The sequence below is a fragment of the Kribbella qitaiheensis genome (assembly GCF_042657745.1).
Classification (GTDB): domain Bacteria; phylum Actinomycetota; class Actinomycetes; order Propionibacteriales; family Kribbellaceae; genus Kribbella; species Kribbella qitaiheensis.
Map to the genome: position 1 here is coordinate 1 of NZ_JBHSKE010000062.1, position 20,269 is coordinate 20,269.

Here is a 20,269-nt window from a genome sequence, read left to right on the forward strand (position 1 = left end):
CAACCAAAGAGCAACAGGCTCCCGAGATCCCGACTGGGTGTCCGAGGCCCCACCTTGTGCGCCAGTTGGGCGTCCGGGTCGCCGGGATCTGCTCAGGTGGTGCACAAGGTGCCGGTTTCGGGGGGTCCCGCGGGCCCTCCGGGCTAAGGAACACCGCGAACGTCCGGGCAGGGCAACTCCCCGGCCGGGCTCGCGGCCGAGGCAGGACGACGCCGATCTCGCCCACTTCAGCCGCGAGTGCTTGCGGTCTCAGCAGGCCGCGAGCATCTGCTGGAGTGCGGTCTTCTCCGTCGACTGGAGCTTGAGCTGGTAGGTGTACTTCACCCAGATCCACTCGCGGGCGTAGATGCAGTGGACCGAGGTGTTGGTCGGCTTCCAGGAGGCGGGGTCCTTGTCGCCCTTGGAGCGGTTGCTCGAGGCCGAAACTGCGATCAACTGCGCGATGGACAGGTTGTTCGCGAACTCCTCGCGCTTCGCGGTGGTCCAGGAGCTCGCGCCGGACTTCCAGGCCTCGGACAGCGGCACGATGTGGTCGATGTCGACCGCGGAGTCGTCGGTGATGTAGGTGGCGTCGTCCACGCTGTACCACTTACCGGCGGTCGGCTCGCAGTTGCTGTCGACGGTGACGCCCGTGCCGTCGCGCTTCAGTACTTCGTCCCGGGTGTCGCAGGTGCCGGACACCGTGTGCCAGTGCGGGAACTTGTCCCGGCTGTAGCCGTGCTGGAGCCTTCGGCCTGCACGGCGAGACTCGCCAGCTGCGTCTGCGCAGTACTGGCCGGCGGCGGGTCGGGCGGGTAGGCCAGCGCCGGACCGGCGCCGACGACCCAGGCTGTCGTCGCGGCGACAGCGGTGATGGAACACGTGAGTAGACGACGCATCTTCAGGCCTCCGAGTTGGGCGGTGCCCCCCTGACGAACTGCGCTGCTCCAACCCTTCCCCGTGATCGTCCCCAGGAAAACCACTCACCAATGAATCCGAGGTGAATGGTCCTTTCCAACTACGACCCTGAAGCCGACGATCCGGAAGCCCTGAAGGTCGTCAGTCGTGTTCCACCACGGTGAGGGTCCAGCCGGTGGCGGTGCGGTCGAGCTCGGCGTTCCACCGGTCGGAGATCAGTCTGTGGAGAGCCTTCGGGGTTCCGGGGTCCTTGCCGGATTCCAGCAGATAGCGGGCGACGAGACCGCGAGTGTGCTTAGCGTTGTGGGAGACGACCGAGCGGACACCGCCGCGCTCGCGGACCACCGAGACCGACACCCACTTCGCCGCGTTTGCTCCGGCAGGCCGCCAAGCCGCCGCGTAGGTCGAGGACCGGCAGTCGACGATGACCGACTTCCCCGCGGCACCTTCGAGTGCAGCCGCGAGCGGATCACGCCAGACCGAGGCGAGCGGCCCATGCCCCGGCAACGTCGTACCCATCGAGAGCCGGTACGGCGGGACGCGGTCGGCCATTCGCAGAGCACCCCAGGCGGCTGACACCACGAGCAGCCGAGCACCGGCCCGGCGCTTCGTCCCCGCGGACAACGTGGAGTACCCGAGGGCGTCGTACAGCACGCCGGAGTACAACTCGGAGACGGGCACGGCCGGCTCGGTCCGCCAGCGCGTGTTCCGCTCGACCTCGTCCTTGAGCGATACCCCGACGCCCAGTACGTCGTACGCGTCGGCTGAAGCGCTCACCTTGGCAAGCGAGTCGAGCACGGTCTCGCGGACGCCGTTGAGCTCGGGGAACGACAGGGACGGCAGATCCACCGCGCGGCCGCGGGAACGGCCGGTCTTGCCCTCGGAAGGCGGCAGCAGGATCAGCGTCACGTCAGGTCGTCCAGAGCGGCCAGGTCCTCCACGCTCGGCTCCCACAGACCGGCCGCGACGTTCTGCTCGATCTGCTCGATCATGGTGGCTCCCGCGATCACCGACGCGACCGCGGGCTGTGCCGCGAGGCCGCCGATCGCGACATCCAGCAGGGTCAGGTCGCGCTCGGCCGCGAACGTCTCCAGCGCCTCGATCCTGTCGAAGTCGGCACGGGCGAGCCAGTCCGGCATCTTCGCCAGCCGGGTGCCCTCGGGAGCGCCCTGGTCGCGCTTGTACTTGCCGGTGAGCAGGCCGGAGGCGAGCGGGAAGAACGGCAGCACGCCGATCCCGAGATGCTCGCAGGCCGGGATCAGCTCGTCCTCGACCTCACGCTCGAGCAGCGAGTACCGGTTCTGCGCGCTGATGAAGTGCTCCAGCCCGGCGGTCCGGGCGGCCCAGTCGGCGTCGACCACCTGCCAGCCGGCGAACTGCGAGCTGCCGATGTACCGCACCTTGCCCTCGGCAACCAGTTCGGAGAGGGCGGCCAGGGTCTCCTCGATCGGCGTGACCGGGTCCGGCACGTGCAGCTGGTAGAGGTCGATCCAGTCCGTGCCGAGCCGGCGAAGGCTCGACTCGACCGCCTTGCGGATGTACCGCCGGGAACCGCGCACGCCCCAGTCCGGGCCGTTGTCGCCCTTCATGTCGCCACCGAACTTGGTCGCGATCACCACCTCGTCGCGGCGCTTGCCGAGCGACCGGCCGAGGATCTCCTCGCTCGATCCCTGCTCGCCGCGGTACACGTCGGCGGTGTCGAACAAGGTGATGCCGGCGTCGACCGCCGCGTTCACCACGGTGTCCGCCCGGTCCGCATCGATGCGGCCCCCGAAGTTGTTGCAACCCAGCCCGACCACACTCACGGTCAGGCCGGAGTCGCCCAGCTGGCGGTACTCCATGTCGGTCATGGGCAAACTGTATCGATGCCTCTGCCGGACCGTTGAGCGACCGCATAGAGTGCACGGCATGCCGAGCCTCACCGTCGATGGCGCCCGCACCAGGGCAGCCGCGCTCACCGTCCACTCGTACGACGTCGACCTCGACCTGACCCGGGGCGACCGGACGTTCGGGTCGACCACCAGGATCGTCTTCTCCGCCGCCGCGCAGAGCACCTTCCTGGACGTGAGACCCGACGAGCTGGTCTCCGTCACGCTGAACGGGACACCCGTCGACGTCGCCGCGCTCGACGACGGCCGGCTGCCGCTGACCGGCCTGGCCGCGGAGAACGACCTGGTCGTGGTCGCGTCGATGCTGTACTCGAACGACGGCGAAGGCCTGCACCGCAGCGTGGACGCCGCCGACGGGCTGACCTACCTGTATGCGATGTCCTTCCTCGACGCCGCGCCCCGGATCTTCGCCTGCTTCGACCAGCCGGACCTAAAGGCGCCGTACAAGGTCAGCGTGACCACGCCGCAGGAGTGGATCGTGCTCGGCAACGGCGCCGCCACCCAGGTCTTCCCCGGCCGCTGGGAGCTGGCCGCGACCAAGCCGCTCTCGACGTACTTCGTGACGCTGGTGGCCGGGCCCTACCACCAGATCCTCGGCGAGCACGACGGCATCCCGCTCGGTCTGGTCTCGCGGCAGTCGCTGAAGGAGGCGCTCGACCGGGAGGCAGAGGACCTCTTCACCGTCACCGGTCAGGCGTTCGACGAGTTCCACCGGCTGTTCGGGTACCGCTACCCGTTCGGCGAGTACCACCAGGCGTTCGTGCCCGAGTTCAACGCCGGCGCGATGGAGAACCCGGGCTGCGTGACGTTCCGCGACTCGATGGTGTTCCGCTCCGCCGTGACCGACGGTGAACGCAGCAGCCGGGCCCGGACCGTGGTGCACGAGATGGCGCACCAGTGGTTCGGCGACACCGTGACCATGCAGTGGTGGAACGACCTGTGGCTGAACGAGTCCTTCGCGGAGTACATGGCCCACCGGGTCTCGACGACCGCGACGAAGTACACCGACAACTGGATCGACTTCGCCTTCATCCGCAAGTGGTGGGGCCTGCAGGCCGACCAGCGCTCGTCGACGCACCCGATCGCGGCCGACGCGGTGAAGGACGCGCTCGCCTCGCTCGACGACTTCGACGGCATCTCCTACGCCAAGGGCGCGGCCGTGCTCAAGCAACTGGCCGCCTACCTCGGTGACGACGTGTTCCTGGCCGGCGTCCGCGCGCACATCACCTCGAACGAGTTCGGCAACGCCACCTTCGCCGACCTGGTCGCGAAGTGGACCGAGGCCGGCGCCGTCGGTCTCGAGGCCTGGGCCCAGAACTGGCTGCGCACTCCGGGCGTCGACACGATCAGCGCCGAGCGGACCGCGACCGGGATCAAGCTCCGCCGCAAGGCACCCGTCGCCCACCCGGCCGTCCGGCCGCACCAGCTCACAGTCGGCGGGTACGACGAGTCCGGGCACGGCGTCTCCGTACCGGTGCTGCTCGACGCCGACGAGGTCGAGGTGACGCTCGACCCGTCCGTGGCTGTCGTCGTACCGGATGCCGCGGACGACACCTGGGCCAAGATCCGGCTCGACGCGGACAGCCTCGCCAAGCTGTCGGTGGTGCTGCCGAAGATCGAGGACGGCGTCACCCGGGCGGTTGTCCTGAACAGCATCCGCGACTCGGTCTCCGACGGGGAGCTCGACCCGCGTCTCGGCTTCGACGTACTGCGGGCGGCGCTGGCGCACGAGACCAGCGACATCGCCGTGGCGACGATGGTCGGCTGGGCGCACACCCACCTGCTCGGGATCTACCTGCCGTACGAGCCGTACCGCGGACAGCTGGCCGCGGTGGTCACCGAGCGCCTCGGGTCTACTCCCTCAGGGACCAGCCTGCAGCTCGCGGTGGCTCGGAGCGTCGTCCGGCTGACCGACGACGCGGAGCTGCTGAAGGGCTGGCTCGCCGGCGCCGACGTACCGGAAGGTCTCGCGATCGACGCGGACCTGCGTTGGCTGATGACCTTGCGGCTGGCTCGCCTCGGCGCGATCGGCGATGCCGAGATCGACGCGGAGCTCGAGCGGGACAACTCCTCCGAGGGGATCGTGCACGCGACCCGCTGCCGGGCGGCCCTGCCGACCGCCGAGGCCAAGGAACGCGCCTGGGCCCAGATCATGACGGACGAGGACCTCGCGAACTATGAGCTGTACGCCGCCTGCGAGGGCTTCTGGCATCCCACCCAGGTCGAGCTGACCGCGCCGTACGTGCAGCGGTTCTTCGACGAGATCGCCGGGACCGAGAAGCTCCGCACCGGCTGGGTGGTCGCCCAGAGTGCGGCGCTGGCCTTCCCGGTCTACGACATCGACGAGCAGGTGACCCGGTTCGCAGCCGACCTTGTCGCCGACGAGTCGGTCTCGGCCGGGATCCGGCGCTCGGTCGGCGACCGTGCCGACGACCTCAAGCGAGCCCTCGCGATCCGGGCCGCGTACGGCGGGAACTGACCGGTCTCGAGGGCCTCGAAGTCGCCGTCACACCGGGTTGTGACTAATGTGACTGGTGTGACGACAAGGACCCTTCTGAGCAGGCAAGATGGGGTTTTGTGACGTAACCTCCACAATGACCGCCGGGCACGGCGCGCCGGTCTTGGTCGAGGCGCACGTATCGGGAGAGACTGTCGAGAACCGCACAGGAGAACAAAGGCAATGCGCGAGGCGAGGCTCGTTGGCCTGAGCCAGGATGGCAAGCAAATCATCCTGGCGATGGCAGAGACGGGTGAGGAGTTCGCCATCCCGGTCGACGACCGGTTGCGTGCGGCCCTGCGCGGCGACCGTGCCCGACTCGGCCAGCTGGAGATTCAAATGGAGAGCGCGCTCCGCCCACGAGACATCCAGGCTCGGATCCGAGCCGGCGAAAGTCCCGAGGCGGTTGCTGCCGTCGCCCAGATGCCGATGGAACGCGTGATGGCGTTCGCCGGTCCGGTGCTGGCCGAGCGCGACCACGTCGCGAGCCTCGCCCAGCGCGCGTCCGTCCGCCGTCGTGGTGGCGGCGACGCCCCGACCCGCAACCTCGGCGCCTGGGTGACCGAGCGCCTCCGGATCCGCCACGTCGACCCGGCTTCGGCCGAGTGGGACGCCTGGCGTCGTGACGACGGCCGCTGGGCCGTCCGCGTCTCCTACTTCGCCGAGGAGAACGACGAGAAGGTCGCGATGTTCGCGTACGACGCCCCAGGGCGGTACGCGGTACCGGACGACGACGAGGCGCGGTGGCTCGTCGGCGAGCAGGTCCAGGTGATCGCCCCGCCGAGCGAGCGCCGCCTGACCGCGGTGGCCGACTTCGATCTCAGCCTGGCGCCGGACCACGGGGCGGACAGCTACGAGGCCGGCTTCGAGGACACCATCAGCCTCCCGCGTGGTCGCGGCCAGCAGGCAGATCGCGACGCGAACCGCGACACCGGTCGTGGGTACGGCCGGGAGGCTCCCGAAACCGGCGGCGGCTTCGCACGTGAGTCGGGCCGCGGCTCCGGTCGTGACTCGGGTCGTGATCATGGACGTGAGTACGGGCGGGAGTCGGCGCGGGATGGTCGTGACGCGTCGCGGGACAGCGGGCCGCGCCGGGTGCACTCGGTGCCGAGTCCGGACGAAGAGCCGACGCTGATCGACGTACCGGTGGAGCAGCCGCCGGCGATTCGGCCCGCAGTACGGGCTGTTGAGCGGCCGGCTCAGCTGCCGGTGGAAGCCTCGGCAGGTGCGCCGCCCGAGGAGCGTGCTGCCGCACCGGAGAACCGTTTCACCGAGCGCCGCATGCCCTCGCAGCCGACCCGCACACCGGAGCCGCGCGAGACCGCACGCTCCAGCGAACCTCGTGGTGCCGACGCGCGAAAAGCCGAAGCGCGCGGCGCTGAGGCTCGTAGCGCTGAGGCTCGTGGTGCTGAGGACCGTGGTGCTGAGGCGCGTCAGGCTGAGGCTCTGCCGAGCGCTCCCAAGCCGACCGATCCGAGGCGGGACGCACCCCGTCCGGCAGATCCGCGCCAGTTCGCACCGAAGCCTGCCGACCCGCGTCGCGATGCCCGTCCGGAGGAGACCCCGGCCGAGGAGCCTGCGGCCGCGGAAGCGACGGAGCAAGCGGCCGAGGCAGCTGCCGAGCCGAAGAAGAAGCCCGCCAAGCGGGCCAGCAAGCGCGCCAGTGTCCCCAGCTGGGACGAGATCATGTTCGGCAAGAAAGCCGACTGATCACCTGAGCACCCACTGCCCGGCCTGCCGCACCAGCAGCAGGCCGGGCAGTGCTGTTCGTGGTGCGTACCGGGAGGGCAACCGCTCACCGACGGCACCCGGGCTGGGCTCACGAAGCCACGTAGCACGGGGCTGTTGACGCGTCACGGACAGTTGTCTCAGATCGCGGTCGGTGTTTGGCAGCGCGGGAGGTCTCTGCCATCATCTTCCGCATGCGTATCTCGCTGTGTTGTCGCTGCTGTTGTAGCTGACGCGCGCCGTCTCGGCGCACGAGGCCCTGTCCATCCCAGGCCCGCCCGCCGACACCAGCACACACAGGATTCCGGATTCGCCACAATGAACCTCTCTGCTTTCGCCGACCTGCTCGCGTCCCGTGGGCTGCGCCTGCTGCCCAGCTCCCACGCCGTCCCGGTCGAGCTCCTCGTTCAGTTGCCTGACGCAACGATCGCGCGCTTCACCGCCCGCGGCACCACGCTGCGCCTGCGGCAGTACTCCCCTGACGCGCTGACCTCGATCGTGATCGCCGCCGAGTGCGGCTGCGGCGACCACCACCCGCGGACCGGCCCGAACCGCGTCACGCTCAGCAAGTACGCCGTACCGGTGGCCGAGCGCGTTCTCGACGGCGAGCTCCTCTTCGGCTGGCAGCACCACGAGGCCGGCGCCCTCCGCCTCCCCGACGCCTCCACCCACTTCTTCACCCTGCTCAACGAACTGACGGCAACCACCACCGAGGCCGCAGCCGCTGCGACCGAGGAGACCCGCAGCCTCGTCGGCGTCGCCTGACCTCAGCCGTCCGCGATCACCATCGCGCGGTGAAGGCTCGTCAGACGCCGTTCAGGTAAGCAAGGACAGCCAGGACGCGACGGTTGTTGTTGTCGTCATCGGTGATGCCGAGCTTCCCGAACAGAGAGGTGGTGTGCTTGCTGATGGCGCTCTCGCTCAGGAAGAGCCGCCCGCCGATGGCCTGATTCGACAAGCCTTCGGCCATCAGGCTGAGCACGTCGTGTTCGCGCTCGGTGAGCCGTTCGAGTCGCCGGTTCGACGGCCCGCTGGAGAGCAGCTTGGCGATCACGGCCGGATCCATGGCGGTCCCGCCGGCGGCGACGCGTTCCAGCGCATCGATGAACTGATCGGCATCGAACACGCTGTCCTTCAGCAGATAGCCGATGGCACCGGCCCCGTCGGCGAGGAGTTCGCGGGCATACAACTGTTCGACATGCTGGGAAAGGATCAGGATCGGCAGGCCGGGCAGTTCGCCACGGGCAGCCAGAGCCGCACGCAGGCCCTCATCCGACTGAGTCGGCGGCATCCGGACGTCGACGATGGAGACATCCGGCCGCCACTTCAGCAGCGCCTCGAGCGTCTCGGGTCCGGTGGTCGCCGTCGCCACCACCTCGTGTCCGTAAGCCTCGATGAGGCGGACCATGCCGTCGCGCAGCAAGTACAGGTCCTCGGCTACGACGATTCGCATGGCACCACCATCTTCACACGGGTCGGGCCACCGACCGGGCTGGTGACCTCCAGGGTGCCGTCGAAGACCGCGAGGCGGCGGCGCAGCCCTGCGAGACCACCGTCGGCCGGCGCCTCGGCCCCACCCCGGCCGCTGTCCTCGACCTCGACCACGATGTCGGCGTCGTCACGGACGATGGAGATCCGTGCTCGGGTCGCCCGGGCGTGCTTGACGACGTTGGTCACCAGCTCGGCGACTCCGAAGTACAGGGCGGACTCGATCGGCGGGTCCAGGTGTAGCTGGACGTCGGCGTCGATCGTCACGTCGAGCGGGCTGTCCAGGGCAAGTGCGCGGACGGCGTCGACGAGCCCTCGCTCATTCAGTACCGGAGGGCTGATTCCCTTCACCAGTTCACGTAGCTCGGTCAACGACGTGGCGGCTCCGGCTCGCGCGTCTCGGAGTAACGCCCTGGCCTGCCCGGGGTCGGTCTCCATCAGCTTCTCGGCAGTCGCCAAGGAGAGCCCGAGTGCGACCAGGCGGGCCTGCGCTCCGTCGTGCAGGTCCCGCTCGATCCGGCGGATCTCGGCAGCCTGCGCGATCGTCGTGTCCGCGCGCTGCGCCGTCAACTCACCCACCCGGTCCGCGAGCACCGCAGCCGACGCGCCCAGGAAGCGGACGACGACCGGCTCGGCGGTCCGCCAGCCGTAAGGGGCGGTGGCGATGGCCACGACCAGGCCGAGCAGAACCAGGGAGAGCGTCGATCGGCTGAACCCGAGGACCGCCACCGCGATACCGGCCGGCGGGATGGTTGCGGGCACACCCACGGCGATCGCGGCGATCCCCATGAATCGCAGGTCCCGCCAGGTCGCTGGATCGCGCCACCGGAGCCGCAACTCCTGGTCCTCCCGAGCTTCCTTGCTGGTACGCGAGTAGGAGGTGCCGTTCCACCAGAACCCGGTAGACAACTGAACGACCGGCGCGGCCTGCAGGTACCCGGGCGGGATGACGGTGCCGGTCCACCTCGCGACGAGGAAGCGGAAGAACCGGCAGACCGGACGCGACAGGGCAAAAGTGCCGACAGCCGCCAGTACGAACAACGGGATCCACGACCACGGGTTCGAGTCCCACCAGACCGCCAGTACCACAGCCGCGGCCCACAAGACCGGCACCAGCATGCTGACGACCACCAGCACGCACGCCCGGACGAACCCCACACCGGCACTCATCACCCACGAAGTCGCTTGTCGCATGTCTCCACTCTGCATCGCCTGATGCCCACGACTGGCCAGATCAGCGCCGAAGTAGGCCTAGCCCCACCACACCGGCCGCCCACCCCTACTCCAGTGGGCGGGAGGGGGTTGAGGTCGCGATGTAGGCGAGGCCGTCGTATTCCTGGGTCAGGTGGGTGGGCGCGAACTGCATCTTGTAGGTCCAGCGGGAGACGAAGGCGCCGTAGCTGCGGAAGACGTGCGGTTCCTCGAGCCACTGCCGGACCGCCGCGGGTGCGCCTGTCGTACTGCGGAGGTCGAGCAGGTGGTCGCCGGCGTTGGCCGCGGCGAGCTGACCTTCGAGCGAGTTGAAGCCGCCGCGCTCGATCTCGTTCGCGACGACCGGCCCGTCCAGCTTGCCCGGCCACGGACCGGGCCACAGCCTCTGCGCCCGGAAGAAGCCCGAGCCGAAGACAAGTGCCAGCGCGTAGTACTCCGATCCGAACCGTTTCCGGAGGTGCCACCCCATCGGGTGGAGCTCCGCGGTCTCGCGGCTGGTTGCCAGGTGCCCGTTGTGTGCCCACACCACCACGCGCTTGGACGGGTCGTCACCGATCAACCGGCCGACGGCGCCGGCCATGAATGCGTCGCGCGCGGCGAACACTGTCTCGGACGGGTTGTCGTGCTGACGTGGCCGAGCGACCAGTTCGGCAGCCCGCACCAAGATCTCCGCGTGCGACAGGACCTCCGCCGAGGCTCCCTCGCCCTGCAGGAATCCCAGCAACTTCTCCGCGTCCCGGACCACCTGCCGATCCGGATCCGGTGCGGACCCGGGCGACGAGTCACGCAGTACGCCGAGCTTCGCGTCGAACTCCTCGAGCCAGTCAGCGTCGGCGAGCGCGGCTCTCACCAGGTCGACCGAGATCGAGCACCGCTGCGGATCGATGCCGGCGAATCCCACCTGCTCGGCGGCCGGGCGGCCTTCGTTGTAGGAGCGCATCCACTCGACCAGCGCGACGACCTCCTCGGTCCGCCAGGTCCAGAACCCCAGGCCGCCGACGACACTCGCCGCGTCGCCGATCCCGTGACGGACGTACGCGTCGACCGCGGGCGCGGCGGACTCGCTCGCCTCCATCACGAGCATCGAGAACCCGAGCTCGGTCACCAGATACTCGAACAGCCGGTGCTTCAGCTGGAAGAACTCCCTCGTCCCGTGGGTCGCCTCCCCCAGCCCGACCACCCGTACTCCGTCGAGCACCTTCCCCAGCGGACGGAGATCGTCGACCGGAGCTCCGGCGACCACCCCCGCCAACGGCCACGCGTGCTCCGACAACCAGTTCCGCACCTCGGCCGAGCCTTCATTCGCCACCGGGTGAGCCTATCCAGGCGGCCGAGTCATGCCGCGATCACCACGCTCTTGAATAAGTAACACGCATGGTTTAACTTACACGCACGTTACCGCTGTGTGTGCGGCAGATCACGTCCGGCTGCCGTCCCAGCGGTCCCTCGCTTGCTTCCGGCCCGCCACCTGGAGGTCCCCCGAATGACCCGACGCCTGCTGGCGGGATTACTTCCCGCCTTGCTGCTGACCGGCGTACTCGCCGCTCCGGCAGCTCACGCGGCCACCATGTATCCGAGCGGCGTCGGCGCCGATCTCGGCCCGACACCCACCACTCTCGGCGTCCAGCCGGCCGCTGGCGAAGACCAGGCCGGACTGCAGACCGGCACCGAGCAGGGCCGCACATACTGGCGTACCAACCAGGCGGCGAACACCGACTTCCTCTCGTTCGACGTGGACCGGGACTACGTCGAGGAGCTGAGCACCGACGACGTCGTGGTCACGGTGACCTACCTCGACAGCGGCACGGGCACGCTCAAGCTCCAGTACGACGCGGCCGCCGATCCCGCCGCGCGAGCCGATGACGTGCAGCTGAAGAACACCGGCCTGTGGCAGACCGGGACCTTCGCGCTGGCGGACATCGGGTTCACCGACCGCCTGGGCGGCGCGGATCTGCGCCTGTCCGGCAGCGCCGACATCACCGTCGCCGGACTGCGCATCAGTACTGCGGGCGCATCCGTCGACCTCGGCGCGAACCCGGTCCAGAGCGGCATCAGCCCGCGGGCCGGCGACCGCCCCGAAAACCTCGTCACCGGAGTACAGGACGGGCGGCCGTACTGGCAGACCGACCGGACGGCGCCGGCGCCGGGCACCAACTTCATGTACATGAACGTGTCCGACACCTACCTGTACGACAACCGGAGCCTGGTGCTCGTCAGCGTCGACTACTTCGACGAGGGGAACGGCCAGTTCGGCCTGCACTACGACTCTCCCGGCGAGACGATCCCGGAGAAGTTCAAGAACTCCGAGGTGGTCAGCTACGGCGACACCAAGACGTGGAAGACGTACACGTTCGCGCTGAACGACGCGGTGATGACGAACCGCTCGAACGGCTCGGACTTCCGGATCCACATCGGCAACGGCACGGCCGACCTCAAGGTCGCGGCCGTCCGGGTCGCCAAGGTGGCCACGGTCCTCGACGTGACGGAAGGCCTGGTCGACCTGATCGACGAGGCCGCGCGGGTGCAGAAGGCGGCTCGTGAGGGAACGCGGGACGGCCAGTTCCCGGCCGGCAGCAGGGCGAGCTTCCTCCAGGCGATCGAGGACGCCCGAGCAGTCGCGGCGACTCCGGGCGTGACGGACGTCCAGGTCAAGGCGGCTCTCACCACGCTGCAGTCGAAGCTCGACGCGTTCACCGCGTCCGTGGTCGACACCAACTTCGCCACCGCCGGTACTGCGAGCGCCAGCGGCGGGAGCGACGCCGCCAAGTCGAACGACGGTGATCACGAGAGTGCGTGGACGAGTGGCGCGGGCGATTCCTGGCTGCAGGTCGACCTGAAGAAGCCGCACTCGGTGAACGACGTCCGGGTGGAGTGGGGCCAGACCTCATCCCCCGACTACACCGTCCAAGTGTCCAACGACGGCCGCAACTTCACCGCGGTCGGCCGGATCGGGTCACCCGGCGCCAACCAGGTCAGTAAGACTCGCTTCGCCACCACCAGGTCGCGGTACGTGAGGGTGGCGATGACCGGCGCCGACACCTTCGTCGTCAAGGAGCTCGAGCTCCGCGAGTCCCCGGTCGTCACGCCGAACCCGACCTTGGTCAGCACGGTGAACCCGACCGAGGACGGTGCCGTCGCGGACTTCGACGCCACCACGTACGGCGCTGACCGCAGCGGGCGGGAGGACTCCACCAAGGCGATCCAGAACGCGGTCTACGCGTGCCAGGACGCGGGCGGTGGAACGGTCTGGCTCCCGGCCGGTAAGTACCTGGTCAAGGACACCATCGAGGTGCATGCCTTCTGCACCCTCCGCGGCGACCGTCGTGACCCGGACACGACCGATGCAGGCAAGAACCACAGCGACTACGGCACCGTCGTGATCGCCGACCTTGCCTCGGGCAACGACGGGCCGTCTCTGTTCCGGATCGGCGGTTCCGCCGGAGTGATCGGCGTGACCACCTACTACCCGCGGCAGAGCGCGACCCAGCCGATCCCCTACAACTACACCTTCGAGATCCCCGGCGGCGCCTGGATCGGCAACGAGAACTACATGATGGCCACCGTCTCCGACATCACGATGCTCAACTCGTACCGCGGTATCGGGATCAGCACGATGCCGAACGACCGGGGTTCCGCGCCGAGCTCCGGCCAGGTGCACGAGTCGTCGACGATCCGGAACATCCGGGGTACCGCTCTCTTCGAGGGCGCCCGGGCCTACAACGGCGCCGACGTCGGCACCTGGGAGAACGTGACCTTCAGCAACAGCTACTGGGCCTCGGCCCCGAGCACCTACCGGCCGCCGGCCCGTGCGGCGCTCGACGGGTGGACCCGCGCCAACGGCACCGGGCTCGTGCTCGGCGACCTCGAGTGGGACCAGTTCCACAAGATCACGCTCTCCGACTACAAGGTCGGCATCCACGTGGTGGCGGGTCAGCGGGCCCAGTTCACCGGCAGCTTCCTGCAGCCCGACGTACGCCGTACCGACGTCGCTCTCAAGGTCGACGTGATGGACGACCGGTGGGGTATGACGCTGGCCGGCGGCCGGATGGAGGGCAGCGCGGCCGCGATCGAGAACAACTCACGCGGCTATGTGAAGATCACCGGCACAGAGCTCCAGGGAGCGCTCTCCGGCATCGTCCACCGGATGTCCGGCGCGGCACCGACCTACACCCAGCAACCGCTACCCGCTCCGGCCCGGAAGGCCTTGTACGTCGCGACAGCGCCGCATGGCGTCGGGTATCTCCCCGCGGCTGACGCGACGGGCTCGATCCAGAAGGTGCTCGACGAGGCTGGCCGCGCCGGCGGCGGCATCGTCTACCTGCCCGCCGGGTGGTATCGGATCACCAGCCACCTCCGGGTCCCCACGAACGTCGAGCTGCGCGGCGCGTCCGCAGTACCGAACCGCGATCAGGGCGGCGCGAGCGGCGGCACCGTGCTCCAGGCGTTCGAGGGACGAGCCACCACTGCACCTGACACCGCCACGGCGCTCGTGACGCTCGACGGCAAGAAGGCCGGGCTCCGCGGCCTGCGGGTGTTCTACCCGGAGAACAACCCCGGATCCGCCGAAGGTGTCGTCGCCTATCCGTACGCCGTTCGCGGCAAGGGCGCGCAGACCTACGTGATCAACGCGGGCTTCCCGAACGCCTGGAACGGGATCGACCTGACCACCTACCGCAACGACGGCTCCATCGTCCGGAAGGTGGCCGGCGCCTTCTTCGACCACGCGATCGCCGTCGGCCGCAGTACCGGTGGGCGGATCGAGGGCGTGCTGTCCAACGGCAACGCGGTCACCCGGGTCGGCTACCAGCAGCCGAACTGGATGAACGAGGGCAGCATCTTCGAGCTCGTGATCGACAAGTACATGCGCAAGACCGCCAAGATCGTCACCGTCGACGGGGCCACTGGGCTGACTCTGTTCAACGTCTTCGCCTACGGCTTCCACGACGGGCTGGTGGTCAACGATGGCCAGGTCGACGCCTTCAACCTGGGCACCGACAACCTCGGCGAAGGCGGCTTCACCGTCAAGGTGGTCAAGGGCGACGTCGAGGCGACCAACCTGGCCCGCTACAACGGCGCCACCAGCACCGGGCCGGTCACCCTGTACAACGTGATGGTGATCAACGTCGTCCAGCGCAGCGTCTCCGTGACGGCAGGCGGCAACGGCACGGTGAAGATCGCGGGGAACGAGTCCGAACCCGGCACGTACGAAGTCGGCGCGCAGGTGACCGTGACGGCCACGCCTGGATCGGATAGCGTTTTCCAGAACTGGACCGTGAACGGCGAGGTGGTTTCGGCCGACGCGTCGTACACCTTCGCCGTCACCGCGGACCAGGTGCTGACTGCGAACTTCACCGCGAAGTAGCGACGAAAGGGCGAGATGTCTGACTCGACGAACAACCACCAGGTCGCCATCGTGGGCTGCGGCATCATCGGGCGCACCCACGCCGACACCATCGCGGCGCGATCGGACGCCACCGTGACCGCCCTGGTCGACGGTGACGCCGCCGCCCGGGAGGCGCTGGCCGCCAGGCTGAAGGAGGCCGGGCAGCCGGAGCCGAAGGTGTACGACGACCTGACCGCGGCACTGTCGGGATCGGACATCTCGCTCGTCGCGATCTGCACGCCGAGCGGCACGCACGCCGCCCTCGCCGAGCAGGCGCTGAACGAGAAGAAGCATGTCGTCATCGAGAAGCCGCTCGACGTCGACCTGATCCGGGCCCGCCGCCTCGGCGCGGCGGCCACCCGGGCCGCGAACCACGGTGTGATCTCCTCGGTGATCAGCCAGCACCGGTTCGACCCGGGGAGCGCTCTCGTCTCCCAAGCCATCCGGGACGGGCGTTTCGGCCAACTCACCTCGGCCGTGGCGACCGTCGCCTGGTGGCGCAGCGACGAGTACTACGCGTCCGCCGGCTGGCGCGGCACCTGGGCGCAGGACGGAGGTGGCGCGCTGATGAACCAGGGCGTGCACACCGTCGACCTGCTGCTGTGGTTCATGGGCCGCCCGGTGAGCATCCAGGCGCAGGCCCTCCGCGCCGCGCACCACGCCATTGAGGTCGAGGACACCGTGGTCGCCACCCTGACCTTCGAGAACGGGTCGGTCGCCACTCTCCACGCGACCACGGCGGCCTTTCCCGGCGGTCGCACCCGGGTCTCCGTACACGGCACGCAAGGAGGTGCCGAGGTCGAGGACGACCTGCTCCGGCGGTTCAACGTGGACGGCTCGAAAGACAAGGTGCCCGTGGAGGCGGAGAAGCCGGGTGGCCACGTCGCGCAGTACGAGGACATCTTCAGTGCCATCGACAGCGGCGAGCAGCCCGGGATCACCGTGCACGACGCGATCGAGGCACTCGCCACCGTCCGCGCGGTCTACATCGCCTCGACCCTGCAACGCCCGGTCAAGTTCATCGACGTGCTCGAGGGCCGGTACGACGACGTCGAGGTGAGCCGCGGCATCCGCCTCCCACCGGCCTGACTCAGCCCTCGGCGTCGAAGGTCGCCTGGTGCCGGCGAATCTCCCCATGGTGATCGGCGGACCAGGCGGCCAGCGCGAGAACGGTGGACAGGAGTGACCCGCCGAGCTCCGTCAGCGAGTACTCGACCCGCGGCGGCACCTCGGCGTACGCGGTCCGGTCCACCAGACCCGTCCGCCGCAACTGCTTCAAGGTGAGCGTGAGCATCCGTTGCGAGATGCCGGGGATGGCATCGGCCAACTCCGAGTAGCGGGTCGGCCCGTCGGCGAGAGTCCCGATGATCAGCACGCTCCACTTGTCGCCGACCAGATCCAGCACCTCCCGGATGAAGTCGGCGTCCAGGTCGCCCCAGTGCGAGCACGGACCCGGCACCCGCTTGACGTTCGCGCGCACATTCGTCCGCGCCGTCCGGACCTCCGCCATACCCGTGCCACCTCTCCCCACGCACATGAATGTTCCTTTTGTACGCCTCCGAAACTATCGCACAATGGGGCTACGAACACAAAGTAAGTTTTGGAGAGGTCATCGTCATGAAGATCGAGTTCTGGTCGGACATCATCTGCCCGTACTGCGGGCTGATGGACCACCGGCTGCACCAGGTCCAGGAGCGGTTCGAGCACGACCTGGAGATAGTCCACCGTTCCTTCCAGCTGCATCCCGACCTGCCACGGGAGGGAATCACCCAGCGCGACCTGTTCGCGGCGGCCGGGGTGCCGACCGAGGCCGGCGTCCGCACGATCCGCCGGATCGAGGAGTCCGCCGAGGCCGACGGACTCACGCCTTACCACGCTCTGGACCGCACGCTCGGACCGACGGACTACGCGCACGAGTTGCTCGCATACGCGACGGACCAGGGTCGCGGCAATGAGATCTGGTCGGCCATGTTCCGCGCCCACTTCGGCGAACCACGCGCGCTCTGGACGGTTGACGCCGTACTGCGGTTCGCGGGCGAGGTCGGTCTCGAGGGAGCGGCCGAAGCCCTCGACAGCCGGCGGTATCGCGACCAGGTGCAGGCAGACCAGCGGGAGGCCGAACGCCTCGGCGCCCAGGGAATGCCGTTCATCGTGCTGGACGACCGCTACGCGATCCCAGGCGCGATCGGCACTGATGACCTGATGGCGGCAGTCACGAAGGCCTGGGCCGAGCACACTCCCAAGCTCTCCGTCATCGGCGGCGCCGAGGGCGTCTGCGGCCCGGACGGTTGTGCGGTCACATTCACCTAGGCCGATCGGTCAAAGCAGCGAATCACCTGCCTGAGGCATGTCACATCTTCCCCGTTCTGTCAGTCAGACAAGTGACCGACAAACGCGGAGGATGGCGATGATCGACGAAAGTGTCTGGCTGGCGGAGCGGTTCGAGGAGAAGCGTGCGCATCTACGGGCCGTCGCCTACCGGATGCTCGGCTCGGCCGCCGAGGCCGACGACGCGGTCCAGGAGGCGTGGCTCCGGCTCAACCGCTCCGACGCGACCGAGATCGACAACCTCGGCGGCTGGCTGACCACGGTCGTCGCCCGGATCTGCCTCAGCCAGTTGCAGAGCCGGCGGTACCGTAGCGAGGAGCCTCTCGAGGAGGCGCCGCCCGTCCTCAGCCCGGTCGACCCGGAGCGTGAGGTGCTGCTTGCGGACTCGGTCGGCGCAGCCTTGCTCGTAGTACTGGAGACCCTGACCCCGCCCGAGCGTCTCGCGTTCGTGCTGCACGACCTGTTCGCGGTGCCGTTCGAGGAGATCGCACCGATCGTCGACCGTACTCCGGCCGCGGCGCGGCAGCTCGCCAGCCGGGCACGCCGGCGGGTGCAAGGGCGAACCACTGTCGTGGAGCCGGACCAGGTCGTTCAGCGCGAGGTGGTCGAGGCCTTCCTGGCCGCCGCGCGCGGAGGTGACTTCGAGGCGTTGCTCGCCCTGCTCGATCCCGAGGTGGTCGTGCGCACGGACCAGGCCGGGGTATCGCGCGAGATCCGTGGTGCAGTCGCGGTGGCAAGTGGCGCTGTCAGCGTCTCCGCGGCGGCCGGCGCGTCGGCGTACCCAGCCCTCGTGGACGGCAAGGTCGGCTTCCTGGTCGCTCCGGCTGGGCGGCTGCTGCGGGCGATCCGCTTCACCATCGACGGCCGGAAGATCCGCGAGATCGAGGTCATCAACGACCTCGAGCGGCTGCAGACCCTGGAGCTGACGGTGCTTGATCAGGGGTTGTGATCAGACTTCACCAGGGGCGCGGGTGTTGAGGATCCGCTGGAAGAGATGGCAGTCGCGCCAGGCGCCGGCTATGTGCAGGTAGTCCGCCGCGCTGCCGATCTGGACGAACCCGCACTTCTCCAGCACGCGCTGGGAGGCGACGTTCTCAACCAGGGTGCTCGCCTCGATCCGGTGCAGCCGCAGCTCGGTATCAGCGAGCTCGGCGACCGTCTGGACCCCCTTGGTAGCCAGCCCGCGACCGAGCAGCTCCACGTCGACCCAGTAGCCGAGGCTGGTACTGCGGAACGGGCCGGGCACGATGTCGGTCAGCGTCATCGCGCCGACCACGCGGTCCCCCGAGATCATCAACCACGGCACGACCTGGCCGTTCTTGTACCGCTCCAGCTGCGCCTGCAACCGCTCCTTCTGACCAGCCTCGGTGAACCACGCTTCCGAGCGGACCGGTTCCCACGGTGCGAGGTGGTCACGGTTGCGCACTTGTGCGGCGGCAAAACCTGCCGCGTCGTCCAAGGTTGCCACCCGGAGCAGGACGTCGGGTGCGAGAGAGCGTTCGAGAGTCACTTCGGCAGCCTACGAGCCTGACTCGATCCACCTACGCGAGGGGTGAAGGCGTCATGGAAGATCGTCGAGGCGGCGCCGACCGCGGCCGCGTCGGCCTGCAGCATCGACTCCTCCACCGCGACCGTCCGGGTGCCTCGCGCGATCGGGTGGGAGTTGACCGCCCGATCGATCTCGGCGAGGAACACGTCGGCGATCTCCTTCTCGAACGCCGGCCCACCCAGCACGATCAGGTCGATGTCGAGCAGATCGACCAGTCCCACGGCCCCCTGTGCGATCACCGAAGCGACCTGGGTGACCGCCCGTTGAGCTGCCTCGTCACCACTCGCGGCGGCTTTGCAGACGGCTTTGTACCGTTTCGCCTCGTCGGTCGCGGTCTTGTCGGTCTCCACATAGCCGAAGCCCTCGGCGATGACCGGCAGGGAGGCGGTCGGGTTGCACTCGGCCATCATCCGCGGCCCGGTCTGCTCGTCCCACTCCCCCATCTTCAACGCGCAGAGCTGCCCGAACTCGCCGGCATTCGCGGTCCCGCCGCGGTAGATCGAGCCGTTCAGGATCAACCCGCTGCCGACGCCGGTCCCGAGGTACAGGTAGGCGAAGTCGCGAGCGCGCGCCGACCGGCCGATCCACCGCTCACCGATCGCGGCGGCCGTGCCGTCCTTCTCGACCAGCACCGGGTGGTTGAGCTTCTGCTGCAGCAGTTGACGGATCTCCAGACCACGCCAGGCCGGCTGCAGCGGCAGGTCGAGAAGGGTGCCGTCGGCATTGATCGGCCCCGGTACCGCGACGCCGACGCCGAGCATCGACGCGGCATCCACCTGGCTGATGCTCAGGGCCGCGGTGACTGTGGCGGCGGCGAGATCGACCAGCCGTACCGCGTCCAGATCGGCGGCCAGGTCGACGGTCTCGCGCCGTACGATCGTGCCGTCCAGGTCGACGACCGCGACGGTGAGCAGTTCGGGGTCGATGTGGATGCCGACGGCGTGCGCCGCGTTCGACCGCAGCCGGACCGGCGTGCGCGGCTTGCCAAGCCGCTCGGCGCGCTCCTGCGCCTCCTCGACCAGGAGGCCCTGCTGGAGCAGGATCCGCAGGATGCGTGACACCGACTGCTGGGTGAGCCCGGTCCGCCGGGAGATCTCCGTCCGGCTGATGATGCCGGCCAGGCGGATCGTCTCGATGATCACGGCCTCGTTGAAGGAGCCCAGGTCGTACTGGTTCGCACCCGAACGCGTCGGCTCGTCGAGCACCGCCGAGTCACTGTCAGGCGTGACCATCGCCCACCTCCCTGTTCTTACTTTCCCCGTTGACGAAAATCCTCAGTGCCCACCGTGGCCCCCCAC

At 68.9% G+C, this 20,269-nt stretch carries 16 protein-coding genes; 7 read left to right on the forward strand and 9 right to left on the reverse strand.

Annotated features, from left to right (window positions below):
* Positions 1-249: 249 nt before the first annotated feature.
* The 3 genes from ACFPJ1_RS35615 to ACFPJ1_RS35625 form a co-directional block, all read right to left on the reverse strand.
* Positions 250-681 (reverse strand): HNH endonuclease family protein, encoded by a 432-nt coding sequence (locus tag ACFPJ1_RS35615; RefSeq protein WP_380110707.1) that lies wholly within the window; start codon positions 679-681, stop codon positions 250-252.
* A gap of 357 nt (positions 682-1,038) precedes the next feature.
* Positions 1,039-1,806 carry a YaaA family protein gene (locus ACFPJ1_RS35620; protein ID WP_380110708.1) on the reverse strand — a complete coding sequence of 256 codons (768 nt, stop codon included), beginning with the start codon at positions 1,804-1,806 and terminating at the stop codon, positions 1,039-1,041.
* Positions 1,803-2,747, reverse strand: a complete 945-nt coding sequence (locus ACFPJ1_RS35625; protein ID WP_380110709.1) for an aldo/keto reductase — start codon at positions 2,745-2,747, stop codon at positions 1,803-1,805. Before ACFPJ1_RS35625 ends, ACFPJ1_RS35620 begins: the two co-directional genes overlap by 4 nt.
* Positions 2,748-2,805: 58 nt before the next feature.
* On the opposite strand from ACFPJ1_RS35625, the gene pepN reads away from it, so the two are divergent.
* The 3 genes from pepN to ACFPJ1_RS35640 all read left to right on the forward strand — a co-directional run bounded on the left by pepN (position 2,806) and on the right by ACFPJ1_RS35640 (position 7,776).
* Positions 2,806-5,265 (forward strand): aminopeptidase N, encoded by a 2,460-nt coding sequence (gene pepN, locus ACFPJ1_RS35630; protein WP_380110710.1) that lies wholly within the window; start codon positions 2,806-2,808, stop codon positions 5,263-5,265.
* Between the two features lie 201 nt (positions 5,266-5,466).
* Positions 5,467-6,993 (forward strand): septation protein SepH, encoded by a 1,527-nt coding sequence (gene sepH, locus ACFPJ1_RS35635; protein WP_380110711.1) that lies wholly within the window; start codon positions 5,467-5,469, stop codon positions 6,991-6,993.
* Between the two features lie 336 nt (positions 6,994-7,329).
* Positions 7,330-7,776, forward strand: a complete 447-nt coding sequence (locus ACFPJ1_RS35640; RefSeq protein ID WP_380110712.1) for a hypothetical protein — start codon at positions 7,330-7,332, stop codon at positions 7,774-7,776.
* 40 nt (positions 7,777-7,816) lie between these two features.
* Here ACFPJ1_RS35640 and ACFPJ1_RS35645 read toward each other — a convergent pair whose 3' ends face one another.
* From ACFPJ1_RS35645 to ACFPJ1_RS35655, 3 genes are all read right to left on the reverse strand, one after another.
* A complete protein-coding gene (locus tag ACFPJ1_RS35645) occupies positions 7,817-8,434 on the reverse strand; it encodes a LuxR C-terminal-related transcriptional regulator (RefSeq protein ID WP_465261102.1) in 618 nt (205 codons plus the stop codon).
* Positions 8,435-8,448: 14 nt separating this feature from the next.
* On the reverse strand, positions 8,449-9,693 hold the full coding sequence (locus tag ACFPJ1_RS35650) for a sensor histidine kinase (RefSeq protein ID WP_380110714.1): 1,245 nt from the start codon (positions 9,691-9,693) through the stop codon (positions 8,449-8,451).
* Between the two features lie 85 nt (positions 9,694-9,778).
* Positions 9,779-11,020 (reverse strand): erythromycin esterase family protein, encoded by a 1,242-nt coding sequence (locus ACFPJ1_RS35655; protein WP_380110715.1) that lies wholly within the window; start codon positions 11,018-11,020, stop codon positions 9,779-9,781.
* A gap of 174 nt (positions 11,021-11,194) precedes the next feature.
* Here ACFPJ1_RS35655 and ACFPJ1_RS35660 point away from each other — a divergent pair, with 174 nt between their 5' ends.
* Positions 11,195-15,073, forward strand: coding sequence for a glycosyl hydrolase family 28-related protein (locus tag ACFPJ1_RS35660; protein WP_380110716.1), 3,879 nt, complete (start codon positions 11,195-11,197; stop codon positions 15,071-15,073).
* A 15-nt stretch (positions 15,074-15,088) separates the two neighbouring features.
* Entirely contained in the window at positions 15,089-16,183 is a 1,095-nt protein-coding gene (locus tag ACFPJ1_RS35665; protein ID WP_380110717.1) for a Gfo/Idh/MocA family protein, read from the forward strand.
* Between the two features lies 1 nt (position 16,184).
* Here the strand turns inward: ACFPJ1_RS35665 and ACFPJ1_RS35670 are convergent, their stop codons facing one another.
* The gene (locus ACFPJ1_RS35670) at positions 16,185-16,604 is read right to left on the reverse strand and encodes a winged helix-turn-helix transcriptional regulator (RefSeq protein ID WP_380110718.1); all 420 of its coding nucleotides are present in this window, start codon (positions 16,602-16,604) and stop codon (positions 16,185-16,187) included.
* A gap of 107 nt (positions 16,605-16,711) precedes the next feature.
* On the opposite strand from ACFPJ1_RS35670, the gene ACFPJ1_RS35675 reads away from it, so the two are divergent.
* Positions 16,712-17,404 (forward strand): DsbA family oxidoreductase, encoded by a 693-nt coding sequence (locus ACFPJ1_RS35675; protein ID WP_380110719.1) that lies wholly within the window; start codon positions 16,712-16,714, stop codon positions 17,402-17,404.
* 97 nt (positions 17,405-17,501) lie between these two features.
* Positions 17,502-18,371, forward strand: coding sequence for a sigma-70 family RNA polymerase sigma factor (locus tag ACFPJ1_RS35680; RefSeq protein WP_380110720.1), 870 nt, complete (start codon positions 17,502-17,504; stop codon positions 18,369-18,371).
* On the opposite strand, the gene ACFPJ1_RS35685 is transcribed toward ACFPJ1_RS35680, so the two are convergent.
* The gene (locus tag ACFPJ1_RS35685) at positions 18,372-18,932 is read right to left on the reverse strand and encodes a GNAT family N-acetyltransferase (protein WP_380110721.1); all 561 of its coding nucleotides are present in this window, start codon (positions 18,930-18,932) and stop codon (positions 18,372-18,374) included.
* Positions 18,929-20,203, reverse strand: coding sequence for an ROK family transcriptional regulator (locus tag ACFPJ1_RS35690; RefSeq protein WP_132197167.1), 1,275 nt, complete (start codon positions 20,201-20,203; stop codon positions 18,929-18,931). The genes ACFPJ1_RS35685 and ACFPJ1_RS35690 overlap by 4 nt, the downstream gene beginning before the upstream one ends.
* Between the last annotated feature and the right edge of the window lie 66 nt (positions 20,204-20,269).